We start from the raw sequence: 23,424 nt of genomic DNA, 5'->3' as shown, positions 1-23,424 counted from the left end.
GACGGCCAAACGGTCAAGACTCCTTTCCGACGACGTTACGGACCCGGATCAGCCTGTGCGATCGACGGAATGGTTTTACGCAATCGACGAACAGCAACAGGGCCCGGTCCCCTTCCAGCACCTGAAGAAGCTGGCGTCACAAGGACTATTGGGCGAGAACGATCTGATCTGGCACTCAGGCCTGGACGAATGGATTCAGGTGAGCGAACAGCCCGGCCTGATGACGAGAAAAAAAGGACGGTCAAAGACTCCGTCAGGAACTTCAGAGCACACAGAAGCGTCTGCCGATTCTCAAACCTTATTGTGGAGCGGGTTGCTCAATCAATTCAGGAATTCCTACACTGCACCGAAGCTGAAGGGATACCTGCGTCTCTTGGCATCAACCGGGGGCGGTGCCATTCTCGCGACAACGCTTCTAATCGCCCTGATCTATCTGATACTTGCGATCAAAACAAATACGTTCTACCCGATTTTATGGGGATTAGCGCAAGTTCTGTTGGTTTCGTCGCTGAGATTCGCTGCCCTGCGTTCATTGCATTCGGGTGAACAGCTGATCTTTAATACGCCGCAGCAGATTAATTCATTGGCGTTATTAAATTCCGTGGCAGTACTGATGTTAACTGCAGGGACATTAGGACCTGTGCTATTGTTGGTCACCTCCATGGAAGCGGTACATCTTTACGAGCAGGTCCCGCTGGTGATGGGGGCGATCGGATTGGCCTTTGTTTACGTCGCTGGCGCAGTCGCCGTATTGCGCCCGGATGGATTCAATATTTCTGACGTGCCTGGTAGTCACGCGGGACGCGAAGGAGTCTCGGTTGTTTTGTTCCTCCTCAAATTGCAGGTACGACAGAGTTCTTTCATTTTTGCTGCCTGCGGAGTTCTCGCATGCATCAGCTTTGGATGGGCCGCCTACCTTCTGGCAGTCAGCCGAGGCTCCACTTTCTTCGACAGAAGCACTCTTCTGGATCCGCTAACGCTCTCGTTGATCGGTTCTGGAACCCTGAGCATTCTAGCAGCGAACATCGTCCCCATCTTGTCCTATCTCATGTTTGCAGTCGGTAGCATCTTTCCGACTGCCTGTGAAGTCGTCTTTCAAATTCCCACGATGACTGTTGTGAATCAGTCGCCCGGCGCTGTCAGCGAGAGCTTTGATGCCTGACGGTCAATTTTTCATCAATACTGGAAGCAGGATTCTGGGCCCCTTGAGTATGGGCCAGATTGAGTCATTGCAGGCGAGAGGACGTCTCAAAGCAGATTACATCCTCTCGAAGGACAAAAAGACGTGGCAGACGGTAGGCGAATTCTTTTCGGCAGCTGAACCTGCGGCAGCTCGACTGGCGCATTCGATTCCCGCTTTTCAGTCCGAAGCAACTGAAGAGTTGCCCCGAAACGTGCACTCTTCAAAATCACCGACGATGCGCTGTCCTTACTGTGCAGAGTCAATATCGACCGAAGCAAAGAAATGCCGTCATTGTGGCGAGTTTTTGGATCCGTCGTTGCGAGCCGCAAACCAGACTCTTCAACTGATTGGCTCTTCCAGGGAACCAAACGTTCCTCCCAAGTCAGATCTTGTCGCAGGGTGTCTTGGCTTTCTACTGGGGCCGGTTGGGCTGTGGTACAAGGGTCAGTGGGCAGCCGGCTTCGCATGGATCGTCATGGCGATTCTTTTGTGTATTTCGACTGGTGGATTGGCTGCTCCCATTTGCTGGATTGGAATGGGCCTGCATGCAATGGTCGCGAAAACGAAAGAATAAAAAGCATTTCGTCCCTCAATCATTTGACAGTCATAATTTCCTCGTATTGGACAACTCCATCAACCACGTGTCGCTGGTGCCGGTGCGGTCATTCCCTTAGCTGTCGAAAGTCAGCTCACAAATGAATCAGACTCGTTCGCTTAATGGCCAGCACAGATTATTGTCCTGGCATCAATCAGATCCGGAGCAGCGTCTGCTTTTTCGCGGTGGGCGGTTCACACGTGTGAATAACACCTGTTCCTTCCTGCTGGCCGTCATTTCCTCCTGTCTTTTTTATGCAGCTCTGATTCCAGTGCATGAGTCGTATTTTGCCCAGTCGTTTACACAACGAGGCTTTGTCCCTTACGCGATCGTTTTTTTCTTCTTCTGGTCGATCGCCATTCTGTTTCTGAAGTCCGGCAAGTTGAAGCTGCAACGAAAGGCCCTGCAGCTGCCGCTTCTCCCGGAGAATCCGGAGTTCGTCTTGACTTCAAATACGGTCGGAGAAGTCACGAAGCGGATCCATCAGGCTGTCGACGAACCCCGGCAATTTATTCTGCTCAACAGGATCGAAATCGCTCTTTCCAACCTGAAGAATCTCGGGCGTGTGGCCGACCTTGATGAAATTCTCCGGTCTCAGGGAGAGCAGGATGAGTCGACCGTGGAAACCAGCTATTCCATCCTCAGCGGGTTCGTCTGGGCCATTCCGGTGCTGGGGTTCATCGGGACCGTGGAAGGCCTTTCCATTTCCATCGGAGGCTTCGGGCAGGTCCTCTCGTCAACGGAACAACTTTCGGAAATCAAGGCGTCGCTGCAGGGGGTCACCGCGGGTCTCTCGGTCGCGTTCGAGACCACGCTTCAAGGGCTGCTGGCCGCCCTGATTGTCCAGTTGCTGCTGACGCAGACGAAAAAACGCGAAGAAGAATTTCTTGATGATTGTGCGGAGTACTGTGTCAGAAATGTCGTCGGCCGGTTACGCCTGACTCCTTATGAAATGATGTCCAGCGAATGAGTCGTCGCTCCCGACATTCTGCTCCAGCGATCACGCTGTTCTCCTTTCAGGACATCATCATGTCCACCAGTGGAATCATGATTATGATTGTCCTGATTCTATGCCTGGAACTGATTCAGCGCCCTGAAATCTCGGCCCACGCCAGTCCTCCCGTATCGGAGCCGGGTGTCCCCCAGAGCACCATTTCCGAGCTGCAGGAGGAGATCCGCTTGCTGGAGCGGCGGATCGTCGATGCGAACTCCCTGATTCAATCGGCTTCGCAATTGACCGCTGCCGAACTGGATGAGCAAATTCAGAATCTTCAGACAGTCAACCAGCTGCTGAGTGCAAAAAAGGACGACCTGCAAACGAAATTGACAGCCATCGAGCAAGGTGAGCCTGCGGACGACCTTCGACGCAAGCAGCTGGAAGAGTTGCGTCGTCGCTTCCTGGCTGCACAGCAAGAAGCGGCAAGACTGAAGCATGAACTGCAAGTCGAAATTCATGAAGATCGCTCCATTTTTTCTCTGCCTCGCGGAGACCGCCGGTCAGGATGGATTGTCGAACTTTCGGCCTCAGCCATTCAGGTTGCCCCCATCGGTCGTGCCGAGAAGCCGACCCGCTTTGTCCCTTCCCGCTCGGGGTTCTTACAGACAAAAACTCCGCAGCAGGCTTTTCTCGATTGGACAAAGCAGGCGGAATCACAGGCCTACTTCTTTCTGTTCGTCCGTCCTGATGGGGTTGAGGCATTCGAAGAGATCTCGCAGGTCTTCGAGAAGAACAACGTTTCTTTTGGATTCGATCTTGCCGACTCTGAGCAACAATTGCTCCACCCGGTTCGGGGAGCAGGCGAATGACAAGACGCAGCGGGATGCCCGCCGATAGCCTGGAGCTTCTCCTCGACACCATCTGCAATACATTTGGAGGAATTATCTTCATTGCTCTGCTGGTGGTCGTGCTTCTGATGATTAGCGGCGAGCGGCAGACACTCCACAGCTCTCCCGAAGATGCAGCAAAGGCGATTGCTGAACAGAATCAGCTGGAAGACCTGACGCGGCTGAAAGAGCGGCTGGAGTCCAGTCTGGAAAAGCAGACGAAAACCGTCTCGATGCTCACGCGAGACGATCTCGCCGAAACACTGGCGACTTATCAACTTGAACTGGACCGCAATTCCGAACTCGAGACTGAGATCCCTGCCCTGCAACAGCAGATCCAGCAACACGAGGCCGGAGAGCAGGATCTCACGCGAAAGATAAAGGAATTGCAGCTTCGACTCCCGGAAATGGAAGCCCAACTGACAGCACTCAGAAATTCATTGACGGAACACAGGTCCTCTCGGAGAAAGACACTGCGGATGCCGGTGGCCAGATCTCCGGGAATCAAGCGGGAGGTGTTGCTGGTCCTGCAGTTCAGGCGACTTTACTGCTGGCACCAGTACTCGCCGTCCGGGACTCGGGAAGGCCTGAACACCCGCGACTTCCTGATTCTGTCAGAAAGCGAAGCGGGTGTCGTCACATCTCCCAATCCCGCAGCGGGCATCCCTGTAGACACCACCAAAGAGTCTGCAGCCCGCATCGCTCGATCGATGAAAAGTTTCGACCCCTCGATGGATTACCTGGCAGTTGTCGTTCGCCCCGATTCGTACGGTGCCTTTCAGTACCTGCGTGATGCGATCGCCGAATCTGGTTTTGAATATCGACTGATACCTGCAGAGTCCGACGGGGGCTACGTGGACCGGGGAGGAAGCGGCGGCCTGATTCAATAAACAGGGGCGCCCAGAAGCCCGCACGACTCCCGAGAAGAGGCACTGGGCAGGAACGGAAGAATGGAGCCCGAGGCATCACGAAAATCGTCGAGAAAGCTTCCGCGATCCGAACGTCTTCGCCGTCGAGGGTGCTCAATCAACACGCTCTCAAATGGACGGGGACCGAGCCCAGTCACCTCGCTCGAAAGCCACTCCGCCCCTTGAATCCAACTACAATCAAACGCCCCCGGCGGGATTCGAACCCACGACCTTCGGTTTAGGAAACCGACGCTCTATCCTGCTGAGCTACGAGAGCCAAGTCCTAATGCATTCCGAGGTTGTGTCTGGATTCAACGCTGAATAAGGTCGTGGGTGTGATACGCTTTTGATTCCTTTTCGTCAACCCTGCAGCGTCTTCTTATACTTGGAGTACATCTGCCTGAGCAATGGAACACATCGGAACACCAGTTTCCATTTCTTGTAGATTGCCAGTCACCTTCCTCAAAAACGGTGAGCCTGATCCCGCAAAATGTGTTCGCTCTGACTTCCTTTGCAGCAACAATACCGGCAGCCTGTCGCTCGCGGAATCTGGCAATTGCTCAGAGAGTGTCGCAACCCAGCTTCGAAGCTCGCAGCACGGCCATCGGAGTCCACGCTTTTCCCCGGCTGGTCGTGTATCCCTGGTCATTCAGATGCCCTGCAATGCTCGCAAACGACTCTCCTTTCTGCCGTCGCTCCTGAATGCGGGCGGTCAGAAACCCAACAGCCTCCCGGGCCTTCTCACGTCTAATTGCAATCGACGCCTTACGGCCATTCTTCAGACCAGCCAGTCGGGCCTCTTCCCTCCCCTCCCAGTGACCTTCTCGGGCGGATCCAAGCTGCACTCCACGTCGCTTCGCTGCAGCCAGAGCTGATTTTGTTCGCTCGCTGATACGCCTCGCCTCGTCCTCCGCAACAGCAGCCAGGATGTGAATGGTGAGTCGGTTTGCATGGGGATTGTCGCATGCCACGAAATCCACGCCTGCATCCATCAACGCCGACAGGAACGAGACATTGCGAGCCAGTCGATCTAGCTTGGCGATAACCAGTCTAGCGCCAGCATTTCGAGCATGTGCGACGGCCTCAGCAAGCTGCGGACGATCCTTCCGCTTGCCGGATTCAACTTCTTTGTAAGAGGCAATGACTTTGCCATCGCTGTGCTTCGCGAACTGCTCAACAGCTAACTGTTGAGCCTCCAGCCCCAGCCCGGATTGCCCTTGCTTTCGGGTGGACACTCGATAGTAGGCAACAATTTTCTGCATGATCGACCCCCGTTCAGTTAATTTCAGGTATCATATCATTTGTATTGTTGTCCGTCAACTGAAATGATATGCGATTACGGAGAAGGTTAATTGCTGCCAAGTTGGCATCTGAGCGGGAAACCCTGATCGCCAAACGACCATTTGACAGCAAAACAAATCGCACAAGATGGAATTCGCACCGGACCCGCCCTGTGTTGCGGAGGCCGATCCTGTCATTGGTGGATCATCTACCAGCTAACCCGTCGCCCCCGACCGCTCCGTTAAACTGCGGTTTGAGACAGCAATCACGCATCGCTTGAAGCGGACGACTCAAAACACTTACTGAAGATTGGAACGCGTAGACGCTGTTGAGTTCGATGCCTGGACGAGGGTTTGCTGATTCTCAATCAGTACCCTGCAACACAGAGAGCCTCTTCCCTGGAATGTCGCTCCCCGTCGCATCCCATTTCCCCTTCCCCACTGAAACCTTCACGCCTCTGAGGAACAGTATGTTCCTCGTGCTTCTCCTGTTGCCCTGGATGGCGACTGCCTGTTGCGGAGATCTCCAGCCCCCCAGCCACCGCTCTAGGATGCAGGGATGGTCAGTCCCATAGATTTTGAAAGATCGTTGCCTCGAAATGCTTCGCTAATTCTGCTACCGCCTTCGCAGACCTCTGGGCGTAGATAGCCGTGGTGTCCAGTTCCGAATGTCCCAAGTAGATCTGAGCGGCTTCTCGACCGAATTGCTCCTCAATCTGAGTTGCCACGGTGTGGCGTAGCTGGAGGGGAGACCATTCCCTTACTTTCACACCTGCTTGATTAGCTTTGTGAATAGCCCGTTTGATAGCGTTTCTTAGGGAACTGACAGCGTATGGTCCCAACACCACCCCAGCGCGATTGCATGCGGGGAAGACGTACTCAGAACGCTTGGCTTCGAGGAATGGTTCAAGCAACTGCGCTGCTTTTTGCGGTATGGCCTTGCGGAGATATTGGCCGCGATGCGTATTTTTGTGATCTACCGGCGCATAGAGCCACGGGGTTTTGCTTCGGTCGATCCATTCCGACCGCATCCCGCACACTTCTGAAGGACGCATCGCACAAAGGTACTGAACCACAACCATCGTTCGGATGGGCTCATTCAGAAATGGAAGCGTCAGCCTAACTTCGGTAAGTTCGATGGGCTGAACACCGTCCGCTTCCCTGACCCCACAGCCACGACGTAACCCGCTTACAGGGAGCATTTTCGAATAGATTTCAGCGGGAATGTACTCGTGCGCACATGCCCACTTGATCATCCGCTTAACTTCCGCAACTTGCCTGTTGATATAGAAGCGGGAGAGCGTCTGTTTCTTTCGATGATTACGACATCTTGTGTGCTTGAGAGATTCCTGTAATAAGAGCAAGATGCGTGGGCCAAGTTCTCCACATTTGAGTTGACCGGCGACTCGGGTCAGGTTCATACAAGTTGCAGCCGCGAGGTGTCGCTCTGCTCGCTTTTGTTCGGAGCGATTCGCAACGTACATCCGACAGAGTTCTGCCAGCGTCAGATCAGAAACAGTTGTAGACGTCGGAGACGTCAGAACAGATGCGAGCCACTTGCCGTATGCTCGGTCGGCCTCATCAGTGCCGTAGACACCGAAGTACTCACGGCGTCCGCCTGATCGGGGATACACCGCAAAAGCCCGTCCGTCGCCGTTTCTTCGGAGTGCTGGAAGTCGCATTTGAAACCTGATACGCGCTGATACCTTTGAAGGGTAAAACACGCTTAAACAGGCTGGATTCCAGACCTAACTCTTTTGACGTAAGTCCTTGGCCCGATTAGGAAACCGACGCTCTATCCTGCTGAGCTACGAGAGCAATACATTCGGCATTTGAACTTGAACGAACCCGTGTTCGACAGCACGAGTCCTCAGCCCTGCAACGTCTGAAGTGAGATCGACGGTGAGTCCCGTCTGGCAAGTCACCGCCAAGGAGGACGACGTCGATTTCACCTGACAGATGGTGTGATGCCGAAGATTCTAGCTGCAGGTCTCACAGCAAGACAACCGCTCCCCTTCAGACGAAGGGGCACCTGCGTTCTCCGACTGCTGATGACCGGGGTCGTGAACGCAGCGACGAAAACTTCAAAGCCGGCTGCGTCGGAAGAAAACATTGCGTTTCGACGCGGCTGATGATGCGATTTCCAGCAGTTGGTCCTCTTGCTCCGGACTGCTCGTGACGGACTTGGGAGGGGCGTGCCTGTAGGGAATCGTCAGAACTGAAGACCTGGTGTCTCCGGTCCCCGTCCATTTTTCGCGAGTGACATTGCATAGGATGGTTGGAAGGGGACTTATCAGTCCTCGGATGATTCCTGGCGGCCGGGGAGACGGTGACTTCCCGGCGAGCGGAACCTGCTGTTCCTCCCGATTGCAGGGGAATAGGACTGAATTTTGCCGGGAACAGAACCGGACGCATCGGCCAAACTTGACCCTACTTCGATGCGTGACCTACACTGGAAGGCTATTTCGCCGACACAGCCATTCGGTCCGATTCATTCGGTAACGTGAGAGAAGAGCGACAGTTGCGAGCAATCATCAGCGATATCCACGGCAATCTTGAAGCCCTGGAAGCGGTGCTGGCCGATATCGACAGCCAGGGGATCACGCAGATCTACTGCCTGGGTGACATCATCGGTTACGGCCCAAATCCGCGGGAATGTATCGACCTCGTGATGCACCGCTGCCAGGTCACGATCCTGGGCAATCACGATCAGGCCGCTCTTTTCGATCCGGAAGGATTTAACGCCGGTGCCGAGCGAGCCATTTTCTGGACCCGGCAGATGCTTGAGTCAGGCGATGCGGCGAACAACGAGCGCCGCTGGGAATTTCTGGGTGACCTGCCCCGGATGCGACGCGAGGACAAGTTCCTGTTCGTCCACGGGTCGGCCCGGAATCCCCTGAACGAATATGTCTTTCCCGAAGACGTCTATAACCAGCGAAAAATGGAGCGGATTTTCGGGCTGGTGGACCGGTACTGTTTCCAGGGACACACCCACATTCCCGGCGTCTTCTCGGAAGACTACAACTTCCAGTCACCCGAAGAGCTAGGATATCGGCTCGATTTGAGCGACCGCAAGGTTTTGATCAACGTCGGTTCCGTCGGGCAGCCGCGCGACGGAGACTCCCGGTCGTCGTATGTGGTCATCAAAGACAATGCCGTCCACTTCCGCCGGGTCGAATACGATTTCGAAAAGACGATCTCGAAAATCTATCCCATCCCCGAGCTGGACAATTTCCTCGGAGATCGGCTGCGAGACGGGCGATAATGACAGCCCAGTGAAGCTGGGGCAGCTGCAGGCCCTCTCTTTCTCGCTGGAAACTCACTGCGACTCTGGAAAAAGCAGCGATATTTCGCCAAACTCCTGGTTCAGTTGACCTGCGAGCTCATCTCGTCCGTTCCGCTGAAGCTGCCCGGGTCCCGGTCAGCTGGTAGTGAGACCTGAAGCGGGCATCTGCCTCTGATTCCGCATGCAGGCTGTGAATCAGAAATTCAAAATCGCCGCAGGCAGTCGGTTTTAGAATCGGAAAGGGACGTCTCGCTCCCCGCGAGCCGTCATCTTGTGGATGGATCAACGTCGTCAAATGCTCTCCGCCACGGTGGCGATTGCCCTGTTCTTTGGCTGGATGCAGATTGCGCCTGTCCTGTTCCCGGGGATGTTCCCCCCACCTCAGAAAGCAGCTCAGAATCAGGCTGCGAACCAAGCCCCGGCTGCCGCAGAGCCTGACGTTGCCAATGTGGAAAAGGACGCAGGCGCGACTCCGGAAGAAAACTCCAGCGAGGATGCTCCGGCCGCTGCGGAGAAGCTCCCCGAATTCCCTGCACAGAAGGTGATCTTGGGTGATGCGGGATTCGAGGCAGGCTTCCTCATCAAGGCGGAACTGAACACGCAGGGGGGCGGTCTGGATGCCGTCTGGCTGACCGACCCACGCTATACTACGGAAGATCGCAAATCACAGCTCAAAGTCGTGGGAAATGATTTCGTCCGGAACGTCGGCGAAGGTCCCCTCCCCCGGACTCTGGATACCACCATTCCTGAGTTCGATGAACTGCTGAAGCCGACCGGCAAGACCCTGGCGACGGTGAACTGGGAGATCGTGAAGCAGGACGCCACCAGCGTCACGTTCCGCTACCCGTCCCCCGCTGGCGACCTGGAAGTTCTCAAGACCTTCTCCGTCCCGAAAGTCGAACTGAAGAACCGCGACACTGATGTCGCCGGTTACCTGCTCAACCTGACCGTCGAGATCCGCAATCTCACCGACAAGAAACTGGAGACCCGGTACTCCCTGCAGGGGCCGGTCGGTGTTCCGCTGGAAGATCCTGAGAACACCCGCATCTTCCGTGAAATCAAGCTGGGACTGCTGGAAAATCCACGCAATCCGTCGAAGGTGACTTCGACAAACATGCTGGCCGGGGCACTGGTCAAGCAGTTTGACAAGTCGCTTCAGCCCAATGGAAAAGCGATTGAAGACTGGCGTGCGCCAGTGCACTATGCCGGAATTGACGATCAGTTCTTCGCGGCCCTGATCCTCCCCCAGGGGAATCAGCTGGGCGGAAACACTCCCGCCGGAAACCCCGCATCGGTCATCGCGATTACCCGTCCGGAACTGCTGCATCTGGACCGCGCCAAAACCGATCGCAGCAACATGTCGCTGGTGATGGAATCGCCCTCGCTGAAGGTCCCTGCGAAAGGGAGCGTCACCAACGAGTTCAATGCGTTCTTCGGTCCCAAGCGGCCCCAGCTGATGCAGGCGCTGAATGCCGAATCGATCATCCAGCTGGGATGGTTTGCTCCGGTCGCCAAGATCATGTTGCTGATCCTCGGGTTCTTCCACACTTCACTGCATCTGCCCTACGCCCTGGCCATCATCGCGCTGACGGTGGTGGTGCGAGGTGCGATGATCCCGGTTTCACGCAAGCAGGCGATTGAAGCTGAGAAGATGAAGATCCTCGCTCCGAAGATGAAGGAGATGCAGGACAAGTACAAAGGCCAGCCGGAAGAATTCGCGCGTGCCTATCGCGAATTCCAGAAGAAGCACAATTATCACCCGATGATGGGCTGCCTGCCGGCCCTCATTCAGCTGCCGATCTTCCTGGGTCTTTACAATTCGCTTTACCACGCGGTCGACCTGCGTCTGGCGAAGTTTCTGTGGATCGACAACCTGGCTGCTCCCGACCGGCTGGCACAGCTGCCGTTCACCGTCCCCTATTTCGGCTGGACGGAATTCAACCTGCTGCCGTTCATTACCGTGGCGCTGTTCGTTGTCCAGCAGAAGCTGTTCACCCCTCCTCCGACTTCCGAGGAGCAGGCGATGCAGTACAAGATGATGAACTTCATGATGATCTTCATCGGCTTCGCGTTTTATCGGGTTCCGGCAGGTCTGTGCGTGTACTTCATCGCCTCGAGCCTGTGGGGAATCTGCGAGCGGCTCCTGCTGAAGAAGAGTATTGCGACGCATCAGAAAGCCATGGCGGAAGCCCAGGCTGAAGAAGGAGCAGGAAACGGGAATGTCATAGTCATCCCCAAGGGAACTGGTCCCGCTCCGACTGATGCTGCCGCCAAGAAAGCTCCCGGCTGGTGGGACAAGATTCGCGAAGCGGCCGATCAGGCCAAGAACACCACGGAAGCACAGTCTTCGCAACGCAAGTTCAGCAAGGATAAAGGGGGCAAAGGGAACAAGCCCCGGCGTTAGACCAGTTTGGTCTATCATGTGCAGGCGATTCAGGATTTTCACCGCATGAAAGTCCATATGATCGCCTGCGGAACGTAATAGATTATTGGCAAACCGCTCTAGGTGACAAGGGAATGGATTCAGGAATGAGCAATAGGGATTAGGGCCAGATGGTCGCGAAGAAAGTTGTCCGTCCGTCTCCCTCGCCTGAAGAATTTCGCCAACAGCTGCTGGCAGTTCTGCAGGCTCTTCCTGAACCTGTCACCGCGGCTGCCCTGCTCAAGAAACTGCCGAAAGAAGTGCGTCTTCCTGAACCGGCAGCTCAAGAGGTCTTCGAACAGGAGATTCAACGCGGCTCCCTGTTCAGCTATCCTGCAAAATCCGCAGCCGGCCAGCCCCGGTATTGGACCCGTCACCCAGTGGACGTGTTGCGGTCGGCAGTTGATGCTGCGTTGTCGAGTCCTTTCGACCAGCCCTTCACGCTGAAGGACCTGCTGAAAAAGCTCCGCATCCCCGTCAAGGCGACTGAGGATCAACTTCAAAGCGTCCTGGAGGAGAAAGTCCATGCAGGGCGGCTTCATCAGTTCCCGGCAGCGACCGCCCGGGGTGGTCCCCGTTACTGGGACCGCAGTCCTGTGGAATTCGGGCGACACGTGATTCTCAAGCTGGTGCGTGCGAGCGGACCGCAGCCGGAAGCGGGTCTGAAGAAAGCGCTGAAAGGCTACTCGGCAGACCAGATCGCGGATGTTCTCAAGGCAATGAGTGCGCAGCGCGAGCTGTTCAGGCATCCGGCACATGGAAAGATCAAGAAGGAACTCTGGGGTGCCGCCCCCCCGTCCCCTGCCCCCTATCTGAAGGATCTGTCCGCGCAGCTGAAGAAGCTGGTGCAGCTTCTCAAGGAGTCCGAGGTTTCGGATCAGGATCTTCGACGCAGTCTGATTGAAATGTCCGAGTCGGCAGGAGTGTCGATGTCTGGCAGCACCCCGGCACAGCCGAGTCTCTCATCACAAGGAGATATCGATCTCGTGCAGTTGATTCACCGTCTGGAGCCGGGTGCCTCGCAGGGGGCCCTTGTCGCAGCCAGAGACCTGCGTCGCCTCAGCGGAATGCAGAAATCCAGCTTTGACGATCTGGTTCTGCGTCTTGCACGCACTCAAGAGCTGGCATTGCATCGACATGACTATCCCGCCAGTCTTTCAGAGAGTGAGCGGGAAGATCTTGTTCACGATGGAGCTGGCAACTATTACGTGGGAATCGCACTTCGAGGAGCCCGACAGCGTTCGTAGTTTTGCGCCGCATCAAGAGAGAGTTCAGGAGGATCGAAAGTGAACCCCTTTCGTGACACGATCGTCACCAGTCCCTGGAATTCCACACTCGCCGACATCTCGGAGCTTCAGCAGGGAGTTTTCCAGACCTGCATCGAAGGCCTGAAACAGGTTCGTGCGCGGGGACAGTCCGCAGCCTTGCTGATTCATGGCGAAGCAGGAAGCGGCAAGACTCACCTGCTGGGACGGCTGCGACGGACTCTCACTCCTCAGGCTCCCATCGCCACGGATCGAGAAGAATTTCTGTTCGTCTGGGTCCGGCTGCAGACGAGTCCGCGCATGATCTGGCGGACCTTGCGCAGAACACTTGTCGAAGACTGGTTCAGACCCGTCGAAAACGGACGACCTCAGATCGACCGCATTCTGTTTCATCGTCTGGCCCGCCTGCGTCCAGCCGAATGGGACCTGGAACCCTGGTACGAGTACATGCTGGATGAAGATCCGGCAGGACTGGAAAACCTGGTTGAGCAGATTTCGCAGGAGCTGCATCTGGATCACAATCTGTCCGTGGCCTTTCAGCACCTGGCCTTCGGTCGACATCGACGCGAATTGCGGGCCTGGCTGGCGGGAACATCACTGGCGGACTCCGTGCTGGAACGTCTGGGACTCGCACGCGATGACGGGACGGAAGAAGAGCTTGAGGATCAGGCCCGACAGATTGTCCTGATGCTGTGCCAGCTCACCGGCCCTGACCTGCCGATTCTCCTGAGCTTCGACCAGGTCGAGGCGCTGCAGGTGAAGCCCGGCGACCATGAAGCATTGTTCTTGTTCGGCCAGACCATCAGCACGCTGCATGACTCGACTCGCAATGTGCTGATTGTTTCGAGTGTCCAGTCGGTCTTCGCCACGGATCTGAAAGATCACGCCCGGCAGGCCGACTACGATCGCATGACCTCGATGGGGACGTACACCATTGATCCGCTGAACCGGGAACAGGCGAGAAACCTGCTCTCGGCCCGGCTGCAGGCGGAAGGGATCACCCGCCCGGAAGGCGAGACCGGAAACGAAACTTGGCCACTCTCATCCGCGGAATTTGAAGGACTGTTCGCAGCAGCCGGTGGAGTGACACCCCGAAAACTGCTGAGTTTGTGTGCCCATCGATTCGAGCACCCGGCGTCTTCGCAGGACTCTACACCGAAGACTTCAAGCCCCAGTCAGGAAGAGATCCACGCGTTTCTTCGGTCGCAGCTTCAGCAGGCTGTCGAGCACAAGAAGATCATCAACACTCCGGATCTGAGTGATGAGATTCTTGAGCATGGCCTGCCGTTGATCGTCGACCCGTTCTCGCCACTCACTCGGGTTGTTCCGGATGAAAATCTTCCCGATGTCTCGCTGATCTTCCAGACGGGTCAGCTGCGACTGGGGATCACCATCTGCAATCAGTCCAACATGACCAGCCTTGCCAAACGGCTCGGCCGATTAAAGGAACAACTCAGCTCTGGCGGAATCCAGCGTCTGGTGCTGTTGAGAGATGCACGCCTTCCGGTCACCGAAGGAGCGAAAAAAGCCCGTCAACTGCTGACGGAGCTGGAACAGGAAGGAGTCTATGGGGTCCTTCCGGATGTGGAAGCTCTGGTGACGCTGGATGCGCTGCGCGGGCTGATTTCGGACTCCAAGTCGGGTGATCTGGCAGTCAACGGTGAAGCGGTCCCGCCCCCCGTCGTTCGGGAATGGCTGAAGCAGTCACTCCCGGGTGTGCTGCAGGACCTGCTCAAAGAAATCTTCGAAGGGGACCTCGAAGGAAGCTCGGAGTAGTCCACAAACGTCTCGCCACTCAGAGAACGAAGCGTGAGCGAGTGCACTGTCCATGCACGTCGGAAGATTTTGATCTTCGGGGACGTCCGTTCACTTCTTCGCGACGTTCCCCTGAGTCCAGGCCCCGTCGATCAGACGCCACTGGGTGCCAGTCGGATTCTCGTCCCGGAGTTCTGCAGGGAGGCGGGCCGGACGAACGTTGTCATAGCATTGCAGCATCGCAAACCGCCGCATCGACGCCGGGATGCCGACCGCTGTAAATCCCGGGTGACTGGTCGCAGGATACGGGCCCCCGTGGTTCATCGCGGGACTCACGGCAACTCCCGTCGGCATTTTGTCATTCAGCAGCCGACCGACTTTCTGTCGCAGACCCGGCTCGATCAAATCATAGAGTGCATCGTCTTCGCCTGTTGTGCTCGAATAGATGCAGCCAGTCAGATTCCCTTCCAGATGCTCAGACAAAGCGGCGATTTCCTGATCCGTGTCGGCGACGACGATCAGAGCACAGTTGCCGAACGCCTCTTCCTGCAGACCGCGAGGATCTTCCAGAAACCCCTTCGCACGGACCCGCAATAACGTGTTCGAATAGCAGCATCGACTCTGATCCACAGGCCGGTTCCCAGTGACAACCAGAGCACCCGCCTGCTGCAATGCGACGATTGCCGCCCGCAGGCTGCTTTCCGTCGACTCTCCCAGCAGCGTCCCGACCGGACTGGCGTCAAACTTCGCAGCCACAGCCGAAATAAACTTCTCCGTCAGTTCCCCTGCCTTCAGGACGACCATGCCGGGGTTGGTACAGAATTGACCAGTCCCCATCAGACTGCTGGTCACAAAATCCGTGACCATGGTGTCGAATCGCTCCTTCAAGACCCCCGGCAGGATGTACAGCGGATTGACGCTGGAGAGTTCCGCATAAAAGAGCTTGCCCCCCTGCTCCGCCGCCGCTTTCAGGGCGAGCCCGGCATGCCGCCCGCCGGTGTAACCGCTGGCTGCAATCTTCGGATGCGAGACCAGTCTGGCCCCTTCTTCGTGGCCGGTGCGATAGATCAACTGCACAAATCCGTCTGGCATTCCCGTCGAACGCGCTGCCTCATGGGCCGCTTCCGCGAACAGACGCGTGGTTTCCGGATGTGAAGGATGTCCCTTGGCGAGCACCGGGTTCCCGGCAGCGACCGCAGCGGCAAAGTCACCCCCCGCGATACTGTTGAACGCGCACGGAAAGTTGTTCGGACCAAAGACTGCAACCGGGCCCAGCGATCCGAGCACGGAACGGATGTTCGCTGCGGTGTCGATGGTGGCCATCTTCCAGGAGCCGTCCCGCGCTGCAGCGGCCGCCTGACGAAGTTGATTGACCGTTCGTGGCAGTTCGGCATCTTTGAGGCGAGGCGAGACCGGCAGCCCGGTCTCCAGGTGAGCCATCTGAACGATCTGCTCCGCCCGGGCTTCGACGGCGGTGGCATACGCTTCGAGAAACGTGGCAAACCGTTCGCCCGGCCAGCCCCGAACCATTTCAAATGCGCGGGCGGCCGCGGTCAGGGCTTCTTCAATTTCGTCCCAGGGACTGATGGGAAAGAGAGCCGGAAGCTGTTTCCGTTCCGCCGGATTGATCGCCTGAAACGACTTGGTTCCGCGAGATGCCCGCCATTCTCCATTGATCAAAACCGGTTGCATGTCCAGCTCTCCAGCATGTCGTCTCAGTAAGTTCGTCGGCAGACAAGACCGCTTCGGCCCCGCGAGCATCCGTGGCCCGAGAGTTCACGGTTCCGGGGCGTCAGTCCTCATCACGGACTCGAACAGTTCAGTGTGAGAGGAAATAGTTTCAACTTCAATGCTATCAGATTCCGAACATCGGACTGGTTCGAAAAAACAGGTTTTCCGGCTTCGTTTGACGTTCTCCGGAATTGTCGTACACTGCCAATGCCTCCTCTTAAATCTCTCGCAGATTTCCGTTTACAACATTTAACCGGCGTGCGCTCAGGTCGCTTTCGATCTCGGATTGCCGAGAGCGCGCAGGTGGGTTCTTATTATGGCTCGTGACAGTCTTCCGCCTCTTTTCGTCAGCCTGATCAAGCAGGCTCGACGCATTGCGGAAGAGACGAACTGCATCGCCACCGTCCTCCTGGCCGACGTCCCTTACGATTTCAAAGAGATCCAGCAGCTTCTCAAGCAGACGCTGTTGATCGTTGCTTCGCCGATCCCTGAAGTTCAGGAAGCCGCCAAGGCCGACGGCATTCTCATGGTCCCGTTGATTCAGGAGCCGCAGACACGTCAGGTGCAGCTGAGTCAGGCTTTGCTTGAGGCCATTGCCGATAACCTCGTCAAGCCCGGTGACCGCGTCATCGTCCTGTACTCCGGCTACGAACGGGACACGATCGATTCACTCAGCATCATCAACCTGAGCGAACGTCTGGCCCGTTTGACAGCACGCGACCTGCAGCGTCTGGAAACTCAGGTTCCGCTCGGAACGCTGAGACGCGTTGTCGACCTGGCAGTCGAAATCGGACGGGAAGGACGCGAGAGTAAAAAGGTCGGGACGCTGTTCGTCGTCGGACATCACCGCAAAGTGCTGGAGATGTCCCATGAACAAATCCACGACCCGTTTCGGGGCTATCCGAAGAAAGAGCGGATGATTTCGAATCCCCGCGTCTGCGAAAGCATTAAAGAGCTCTCGCAGATCGACGGCGCATTCATCATCGCGTCCGACGGGACCGTGATGGCAGCCGGACGGATTCTCGATGCCCCGGCAGAAGAGTTGACGCTGTCCAAAGGGCTCGGAGCCCGCCACTGGGCCGCCGCTGCGATCTCGAAAGCGACAAACGCCATCGCCATTGCAGTCTCGGAATCCACCGGGACCGTTCGACTCTTCCAGGGTGGAACCGTCGTGCTGCGCATCGAACCGATGATGCAGGCGATGAAATGGCACGACGTCGACGTCGAACCGCCGCAGGACTGAAGTCTCGGACTTCGCCTCTCAAGTTCCGCGTCGGCAAACCGGGCCAGCTGCCCGTCGAAAATCACAAGAGCAGATGTTTAGCTGCACACTTCAGGTGTGCAGCTAAACGGGAATCGTAAGAATTTCTCCGATTTCAACGTGTGACGACGCGTCGCGGTCCGGATTGCACCGTCCCGCCCTTCTGCCCGGGAGAAAGTTCGATTTCAGAAAACCGACGTAAGTCAAGCGTCTCCGAGAGGATTCGAACCTCTGACCTTTGGCTTCGGAGGCCAACGCTCTATCCAGCTGAGCTACGGAGACAGGTGCAGGGATTCTACCGAAATCTCATTGGGATGCCAGTTTGCAGGAGCATTCGCCATGGGATCTGTGTCAGATTCGTTTCTGCATGTCGATTCAGCGTCAAAACGGGATTTTACGGCCAGTTCAATCTGTCAGGAGCTTTGCGATCGAAATGCGTCTGCTTCTAACGGAATTCCATCCGTTTTTCTCAGCTTCATTCTCTCGGATTCACTCGTTGGGGGCGGGCCCAGACGCTGAAAATCGATTTCTCGAAAGAGATTGCCCTTTCCTGATCTCCCTGCTGGTAAAATAGAATCCCAGGTGAATGGTGCGTTGTGCGAATTCTGGGCAGTCTACTTCCGTTTGTCCCTCTCAAAGGAATTGAGATGCCACTCAGAGATGATCTCGAGCAGAAGCTGCGGTCGCTGCACTTATCCAGGGCAGCGATGCCGAACTCCGTCCAGGCCAGCGACGCCTCGGGGGTGACGGTCCGCCTGGAGTTGACGGTTGTTGACTCCATGAGCTGTGCGTTCTCCGAGCTGGTCCTGTTCGTCCCGCAACTGCAGACTGCAACTTTCGCTGAGCTTGAGCAGTGGGCGAATGATCTTGCCCAGCGTGTCACTTATCTGCTTGAGAAGATCGGCCCGCTGGAACTCGATCCCGCGCAAGGACAGATCCTGATTCGATCAACTCCGCCCACCGTTCGTCCACATGGGACCGAGTACTACGAAGTCCTGCTGACGTCATCCGGCAACGGCAGCTTCACACTGCGCAGATTCCAGTCGATCGCCGGTCAACCGGGACGAACCCCCGCGGATGTGCAGGTCACGCACGAAGTCCTGTTCCGGCTGATTGATGACCTTCTGGCCACAATACCAGCAACCCCCTGACAGGACGAGACGCCGCGGCTTCCTGACAGCTGGCTTCATCGCCTGAGTTGGGTTTCGATCCGAGTGGCGGAAGTTCCCGCAGAGGTGCGGAAAGATCAGGTGATCACCGTGGTCCGGATCGGCAGGAACCCGCCCTGCCGGTGATGAAATCACCCGATTGGACAGGGTCATCAGTCAGCCTGACTTACTCTTGCGTTGCGCTCGCATGAAGTGGTAGAGCTTTTCCGATGCGTCCTGCCAATCTCCCCTCTCAGCGAGTTGAACGATACCGGAAATCTGATGAAAGCCCGTATCGGAGAGCTGTTTGTTTTCATGCAATTCTCCGATGCGAAGCTGGCTGGCCTGCAACAGGTCGCTTCGGCGAGCTGTCACGGCGGTATATAAAGCATCGAGTTCTTTAAAGACCGCCGGATCGGCCACGACTTGCGGTGCGCGGTTGCAACTCGACATGAGCCCACACAGTGCAGTGAGAATGAAAATCCATTTCAAATTCACGCTTCCGGTCACGGTTTTCATAATTGTCCAGCGAGTCATGCTTAATAGTCTCCGACCGTCTCACTCCCATCACGTGTCGAAATCGCCACGAATGTAAACGGGTCCATAAACTGAGAAGCGAACCGGACAGAGCCGTCTCCCAGCAAGACATGGGCACCTCCGACATGCTCTGAGTACATTTCATCGGTATGTCCAAAAGGATGATTGGGAGCGTGGATCACAACCTGGGGATGATCGTGCGTGTCAGGGCCGCTATGGACTCCCACCAGGCAACCTGCACTGTTGCAATCGGAAGGCCAACCCGGCTTTGGACAAGTCGCTGCGTAAGGAATGGTGCCGTACCATGTCTTGTCACTGAGTGATGAAGAATGCTCGCCGAGGAAGACCGTATTCGACAGGCCGTCGGTGACATCAGCGATTCTCACCCTGGAATTTCGGTAGAACGGACCATCCTGAACCACACTCTGACCAGTGCTGGCGATCGGCTCGGGTACTGAGAAATCCATGGAATATGCCGGGTCTCGCCCCCAGGGCTGATGAATCCCAGCATTGGTGACATAGTGTGCGTGAGCAAAAACAATGGTCGGTGAAAAGTCCACTGGATCGTGCGGTGCTGAGGAAGACCCCGAGGTCCACTTCTGCACATTGAACCCGGAATCCCCGCCCGAGGCGCTTGGGCATAGGAAAACCTGCAGCTTGGTTCTCGCCAAATCAAGATGCTGCGTGGCCCAGCACGGCTCAGAGAAGTTCAGCCCGTTGTAAACGGTCGACTGATCAAGGTTGGGTAGCAGCAAAGTTCCCCAGGCGAATCCAGAAGGCCCGTTCTCATTGTCGTCTGGATAAGAAAGCCCATAAGCAGTTCCTGAAGCTCCCAGCGTTCCGATGTAGGCCGGAGGAAAAACTCGATGCTGCTCGTGATAATTGTGCAGCGCCAGCCCCAGTTGCTTGAGGTTGTTCTTGCACTGGCTGCGCCGGGCGGCTTCGCGAGCCTGCTGGACGGCAGGCAGCAGCAGAGACACCAGTACACCGATAATGGCGATGACCACCAGAAGTTCGATCAGCGTAAATCCGCGATGATTCCGCATCTGTGATTCCTGTTCTCGTGAGCGGGCCGGTGGGCGCACCGCAAGCCTGTTCTCAGCTACAGCAAGAGAGTGGGGACCCGAATGTCGATGAAACAGCTGCCCGGAATTCCGGCGATGAGCAACTTCCGGATTCGCGAGGTCGCCCAAATGTAGCACTGGCTACTCTTGCGACATCGAAAATGTAGCCCGCGCTACATCTCACGTCAACGGTTTTCCCGGAAATCTTGCTGTACCTCATCCCGCCGATCCGGTAGAAAAGCCGTATTAACCTGTGCCGGGCCAACTTAGGGGGCCACGAGAAAATTTTGGTGAGATCGGCACAGGTTCCGCAGAAACGCTCGCATCCCCCTGTCCCGAAATCATGAAAAACACACGCCGCATCGCCGCCCGACACCGCCGAACCCGCAAGGATCACTCCACGGAGACGGCTGAGGATTACGTGGAAGCGGTCGCAGAAATTCATGAGCAACAGGGAAGCTGCCGTGTTGTCGACCTGGCCGGGAGATTCGACGTCAGCCACGTCACCGTCACCCGCATCGTCAGCCGCCTCAAGAAAGAGGGTTTCGTCGACACGGAACCCTATCGCCCTATTCAACTCACAGAAAAAGGGGCCAAGCTCGCTGAAGCGTCTCAAAAGCGGCACGAAGTGGTCTATCAGTTTCTACTTGCCATCGGAGTTCCCGAGCGGACGGCTGCGATTGACGCGGAAGGGATCGAACACCATGTCAGTCCGGAAACGCTGGAATGTTTTCGAATGATCTCAGCGAAAGAGACCAGCCTGAAGCCTCAAACCCCCACTTCAAGAAAGAAGCCCCGAAGCGCGGTCAAGGCCGACGAGACATAAGCCTCTTCGGATTTCTCGGCGACCTCAGCATTTCAAAACTTTCTTCTCTGAAGCATCCACCAACCACCCAAATCGTCCGGGCCGAATCACGACAGGGATCTCCATGCAAACGACAGCCGAATCACCGGTCCTGCGGATCGACGGACTTCAGACCGTTTTTCACACAGAAGCAGGAATCCTCCGAGCAGTCGACAATCTCACGTTGAGGATCGACAAAGGGGCCACGCTGGGGCTGGTGGGCGAATCGGGGTCCGGGAAATCGGTCACATCACTGTCGATCATGCGGCTCCTCCCCCAGGCGAGTGCCAGGATCGCTGCCGGAAAGATCAGTTACCTCGGAAAAGATCTGATCCACCTCCCCGAAAACCAGATGCGGCAGATTCGCGGCGGGCAGATCGGCATGATCTTTCAGGAGCCGGGAACAAGCCTGAATCCCGTGTTTCGCGTCGGCAAGCAGGTTACCGAAGCGATCCAGCAGCACCAGAAGGTCGGTTTTCAAGAAGCCCGGAAACGGACGCTGGAACTGTTTCGAGAAGTCGGAATTCCTGAGCCGGAACGCCGATTCTACAGCTTCCCGCACGAGATGTCGGGGGGACAGAAACAGCGGGTGATGATTGCCCTCGCACTCTCCTGTAACCCTGAACTGCTGATAGCTGACGAACCGACCACCGCGCTCGACGTCACCATTCAAAAGCAGATTCTCGATCTACTCAAGCAGATCCGGGATCGTCGAGGGATGTCCATCCTCTTCATTACCCATGATCTCGGAGTGATTGCGGAAATTGCGGATCGCGTCGCGGTGATGTTCCGCGGGAAGCTGGTTGAGGAGGGGCCGGTCGAGCAGATCTTCCGGTCTCCACAGCATCCCTATACCAAAGGGCTGCTCGCCTGCAGACCGAAACTGGAATCGAAATACCGCCGACTCCCCACCGTCAGCGATTTCATGGATGCACAGCGTCAACCGGACGGCACGTACATCATCCGCGAGAAGTCGGCAGATCCCGCAGAGCTCGCGGCCCTTCAGAACACCGGACGCGGTCGGCTGCTGCATCCGAAACTCGAACTGACACGCATGGGTCATCCGGTCACCGACAGCCAACTGCAGTCGGACACCCGCTTCGTTCCCGAAAGCCAGCGTCCCCTGCTCTCTCTGGAAGACCTGAAAGTCTATTATCCCATTCGCAGCGGACTGCTGCGACGCGTCACCAGCCATGTCAAAGCTGTCGACGGCATCAGCCTGAAAGTTTACCGGGGACAGACGCTCGGACTGGTCGGCGAATCGGGATGCGGCAAGACCACTTCAGGTCGAGCGATCGTCAAACTGGCGCCTGTCACTTCGGGCAAGATCCTGTTTGAGGGAGTCGACATCTCTTCGTTCCATGGAGATGATCTGCAGCGATACCGCAGCAAAATGCAGATCATCTTTCAGGACCCCTACAGCTCGTTGAATCCCCGTATGACCGTCGAGGGGATGTTGACCGAAGCCATGGTCATCCATGGGCTCGGGAAGTCGCGATACGACCGCCGTGAACGCGCCGCAGCCTTGCTGCAGGAAGTCGGGCTGGAGCCGGTGCATCTGCTGCGTTATCCGCATGAGTTTTCGGGCGGTCAGCGACAACGGCTCTCCATCGCCCGTGCTCTGGCGGTCGAACCGGAGTTTCTGATCTGTGACGAGTCGGTCTCCGCGCTGGACGTTTCCGTTCAGGCTCAGGTACTCAATCTGCTGAAGAATCTTCAGGAACAGCGAAACCTGACGTACATCTTCATCAGCCATGACCTGAGTGTGGTGAAGTTCATGTCTGACATGATGGCTGTGATGAGCAACGGGAAGATCGTCGAGTTCGGGCCCTCGGAAGCGATCTATGCAGACCCGCGAAACGACTACACCAAAAAGCTGATTTCATCGATTCCCGACGCCAGCGTGCTGACATCGCCTCGTTAGACCCGTTTGGTCTATCATGTGCAGGCGATCCAGGATTTTCACCGCATGAAAGTCCATATGATCGCCTGCGGAACGTAATAGATTATTTGCAAAACCGCTCTCGTTTGACGTGCGTGCCGGAGACTGCGTTCTCTCGTCTCCTCCGACCTGCGGCCATAGGAATGTCTGCGGACGATGATCTGATGCTGCGCGCTGCAGCATTCCCGTCTCCCGATCGGGCCATGTGAAACCCGAGAAGGTCTTCTGCGACTTCAATGGTCCGATTCCTTCTGGTCAGCGGGAGAATTGGATTTGTTTGTTCAGCGGTATTTGCGCAAAATTCCACACTACTGTGTCACTATTTTCAATCAGATCATTTGATTTTAAACCAGACAATCTTCGATTTCTGAACACATGA

The 23,424-nt window shown here is 56.3% G+C and carries 18 protein-coding genes and 2 tRNA genes; 13 read left to right on the top strand and 7 right to left on the bottom strand.

What is annotated here, in order from left to right; all coding sequences use genetic code 11:
- The first annotated feature begins 55 nt into the window (after window positions 1-55).
- The 5 genes from SH661x_RS07280 (at window position 56) to SH661x_RS07260 (ending at window position 4,492) form a co-directional block, all read left to right on the top strand.
- On the top strand, window positions 56-1,162 hold the full coding sequence (locus SH661x_RS07280; protein ID WP_437229467.1) for a DUF4339 domain-containing protein: 1,107 nt from the start codon (window positions 56-58) through the stop codon (window positions 1,160-1,162).
- Window positions 1,155-1,757 (top strand): zinc ribbon domain-containing protein, encoded by a 603-nt coding sequence (locus SH661x_RS07275; protein WP_437229465.1) that lies wholly within the window; start codon window positions 1,155-1,157, stop codon window positions 1,755-1,757. Before SH661x_RS07280 ends, SH661x_RS07275 begins: the two co-directional genes overlap by 8 nt.
- A 121-nt stretch (window positions 1,758-1,878) precedes the next feature.
- Window positions 1,879-2,748, top strand: coding sequence for a MotA/TolQ/ExbB proton channel family protein (locus SH661x_RS07270; RefSeq protein ID WP_437229463.1), 870 nt, complete (start codon window positions 1,879-1,881; stop codon window positions 2,746-2,748).
- 59 nt (window positions 2,749-2,807) lie between these two features.
- Window positions 2,808-3,584, top strand: coding sequence for a hypothetical protein (locus SH661x_RS07265; RefSeq protein WP_437229461.1), 777 nt, complete (start codon window positions 2,808-2,810; stop codon window positions 3,582-3,584).
- A complete protein-coding gene (locus SH661x_RS07260; protein WP_437229459.1) occupies window positions 3,581-4,492 on the top strand; it encodes a PspA/IM30 family protein in 912 nt (303 codons plus the stop codon). The genes SH661x_RS07265 and SH661x_RS07260 overlap by 4 nt, the downstream gene beginning before the upstream one ends.
- A 221-nt stretch (window positions 4,493-4,713) precedes the next feature.
- Here the strand turns inward: SH661x_RS07260 and SH661x_RS07255 are convergent.
- The 3 genes from SH661x_RS07255 to SH661x_RS07245 all read right to left on the bottom strand — a co-directional run bounded on the left by SH661x_RS07255 (window position 4,714) and on the right by SH661x_RS07245 (window position 7,211).
- Window positions 4,714-4,787 (bottom strand) — tRNA-Arg (locus tag SH661x_RS07255).
- 283 nt (window positions 4,788-5,070) lie between these two features.
- A complete protein-coding gene (locus tag SH661x_RS07250; protein WP_437229457.1) occupies window positions 5,071-5,772 on the bottom strand; it encodes a recombinase family protein in 702 nt (233 codons plus the stop codon).
- A 581-nt stretch (window positions 5,773-6,353) separates the two neighbouring features.
- On the bottom strand, window positions 6,354-7,211 hold the full coding sequence (locus tag SH661x_RS07245) for a tyrosine-type recombinase/integrase (protein WP_437229455.1): 858 nt from the start codon (window positions 7,209-7,211) through the stop codon (window positions 6,354-6,356).
- Between the two features lie 1,100 nt (window positions 7,212-8,311).
- Here SH661x_RS07245 and SH661x_RS07240 point away from each other — a divergent pair.
- From SH661x_RS07240 to SH661x_RS07225, 4 genes are all read left to right on the top strand, one after another.
- The gene (locus SH661x_RS07240) at window positions 8,312-9,055 is read left to right on the top strand and encodes a metallophosphoesterase family protein (RefSeq protein WP_437229453.1); all 744 of its coding nucleotides are present in this window, start codon (window positions 8,312-8,314) and stop codon (window positions 9,053-9,055) included.
- 316 nt (window positions 9,056-9,371) lie between these two features.
- Window positions 9,372-11,480: a membrane protein insertase YidC gene (gene yidC / locus SH661x_RS07235; protein ID WP_437229451.1), complete on the top strand. Its 2,109-nt coding sequence runs from the start codon at window positions 9,372-9,374 to the stop codon at window positions 11,478-11,480.
- 149 nt (window positions 11,481-11,629) lie between these two features.
- Window positions 11,630-12,745, top strand: a complete 1,116-nt coding sequence (locus tag SH661x_RS07230) for a hypothetical protein (protein WP_437229449.1) — start codon at window positions 11,630-11,632, stop codon at window positions 12,743-12,745.
- A 39-nt stretch (window positions 12,746-12,784) separates the two neighbouring features.
- Window positions 12,785-14,539, top strand: a complete 1,755-nt coding sequence (locus tag SH661x_RS07225; RefSeq protein ID WP_437229447.1) for a hypothetical protein — start codon at window positions 12,785-12,787, stop codon at window positions 14,537-14,539.
- Between the two features lie 90 nt (window positions 14,540-14,629).
- On the opposite strand, the gene SH661x_RS07220 is transcribed toward SH661x_RS07225, so the two are convergent.
- Window positions 14,630-16,210: an aldehyde dehydrogenase (NADP(+)) gene (locus SH661x_RS07220; protein ID WP_437229445.1), complete on the bottom strand. Its 1,581-nt coding sequence runs from the start codon at window positions 16,208-16,210 to the stop codon at window positions 14,630-14,632.
- A 355-nt stretch (window positions 16,211-16,565) separates the two neighbouring features.
- Between SH661x_RS07220 and SH661x_RS07215 the strand changes: the two genes are divergently transcribed.
- On the top strand, window positions 16,566-17,492 hold the full coding sequence (locus tag SH661x_RS07215) for a DNA integrity scanning protein DisA nucleotide-binding domain protein (protein WP_437229443.1): 927 nt from the start codon (window positions 16,566-16,568) through the stop codon (window positions 17,490-17,492).
- Window positions 17,493-17,718: 226 nt separating this feature from the next.
- Here the strand turns inward: SH661x_RS07215 and SH661x_RS07210 are convergent.
- Window positions 17,719-17,792 (bottom strand) — tRNA-Arg (locus tag SH661x_RS07210).
- Between the two features lie 365 nt (window positions 17,793-18,157).
- Here SH661x_RS07210 and SH661x_RS07205 point away from each other — a divergent pair.
- A complete protein-coding gene (locus SH661x_RS07205) occupies window positions 18,158-18,661 on the top strand; it encodes a hypothetical protein (protein ID WP_437229441.1) in 504 nt (167 codons plus the stop codon).
- Between the two features lie 174 nt (window positions 18,662-18,835).
- Here the strand turns inward: SH661x_RS07205 and SH661x_RS07200 are convergent, their stop codons facing one another.
- Window positions 18,836-19,195, bottom strand: coding sequence for a hypothetical protein (locus SH661x_RS07200; protein ID WP_437229439.1), 360 nt, complete (start codon window positions 19,193-19,195; stop codon window positions 18,836-18,838).
- Between the two features lie 2 nt (window positions 19,196-19,197).
- Window positions 19,198-20,241: a DUF1559 family PulG-like putative transporter gene (locus SH661x_RS07195; protein WP_437229437.1), complete on the bottom strand. Its 1,044-nt coding sequence runs from the start codon at window positions 20,239-20,241 to the stop codon at window positions 19,198-19,200.
- Window positions 20,242-20,602: 361 nt separating this feature from the next.
- Between SH661x_RS07195 and mntR the strand changes: the two genes are divergently transcribed.
- Both mntR and SH661x_RS07185 read left to right on the top strand, forming a co-directional pair.
- The gene (gene mntR / locus SH661x_RS07190) at window positions 20,603-21,085 is read left to right on the top strand and encodes a manganese-binding transcriptional regulator MntR (protein WP_437229435.1); all 483 of its coding nucleotides are present in this window, start codon (window positions 20,603-20,605) and stop codon (window positions 21,083-21,085) included.
- Between the two features lie 103 nt (window positions 21,086-21,188).
- Window positions 21,189-23,027: an ABC transporter ATP-binding protein gene (locus SH661x_RS07185; protein WP_437229433.1), complete on the top strand. Its 1,839-nt coding sequence runs from the start codon at window positions 21,189-21,191 to the stop codon at window positions 23,025-23,027.
- The last annotated feature ends 397 nt before the right edge of the window (window positions 23,028-23,424 follow it).

The sequence above is a fragment of the Planctomicrobium stercoris genome (assembly GCF_051465655.1).
Lineage (GTDB): Bacteria > Planctomycetota > Planctomycetia > Planctomycetales > Planctomycetaceae > Planctomicrobium.
This window is presented reverse-complemented; position numbering and strand designations above follow the sequence as displayed.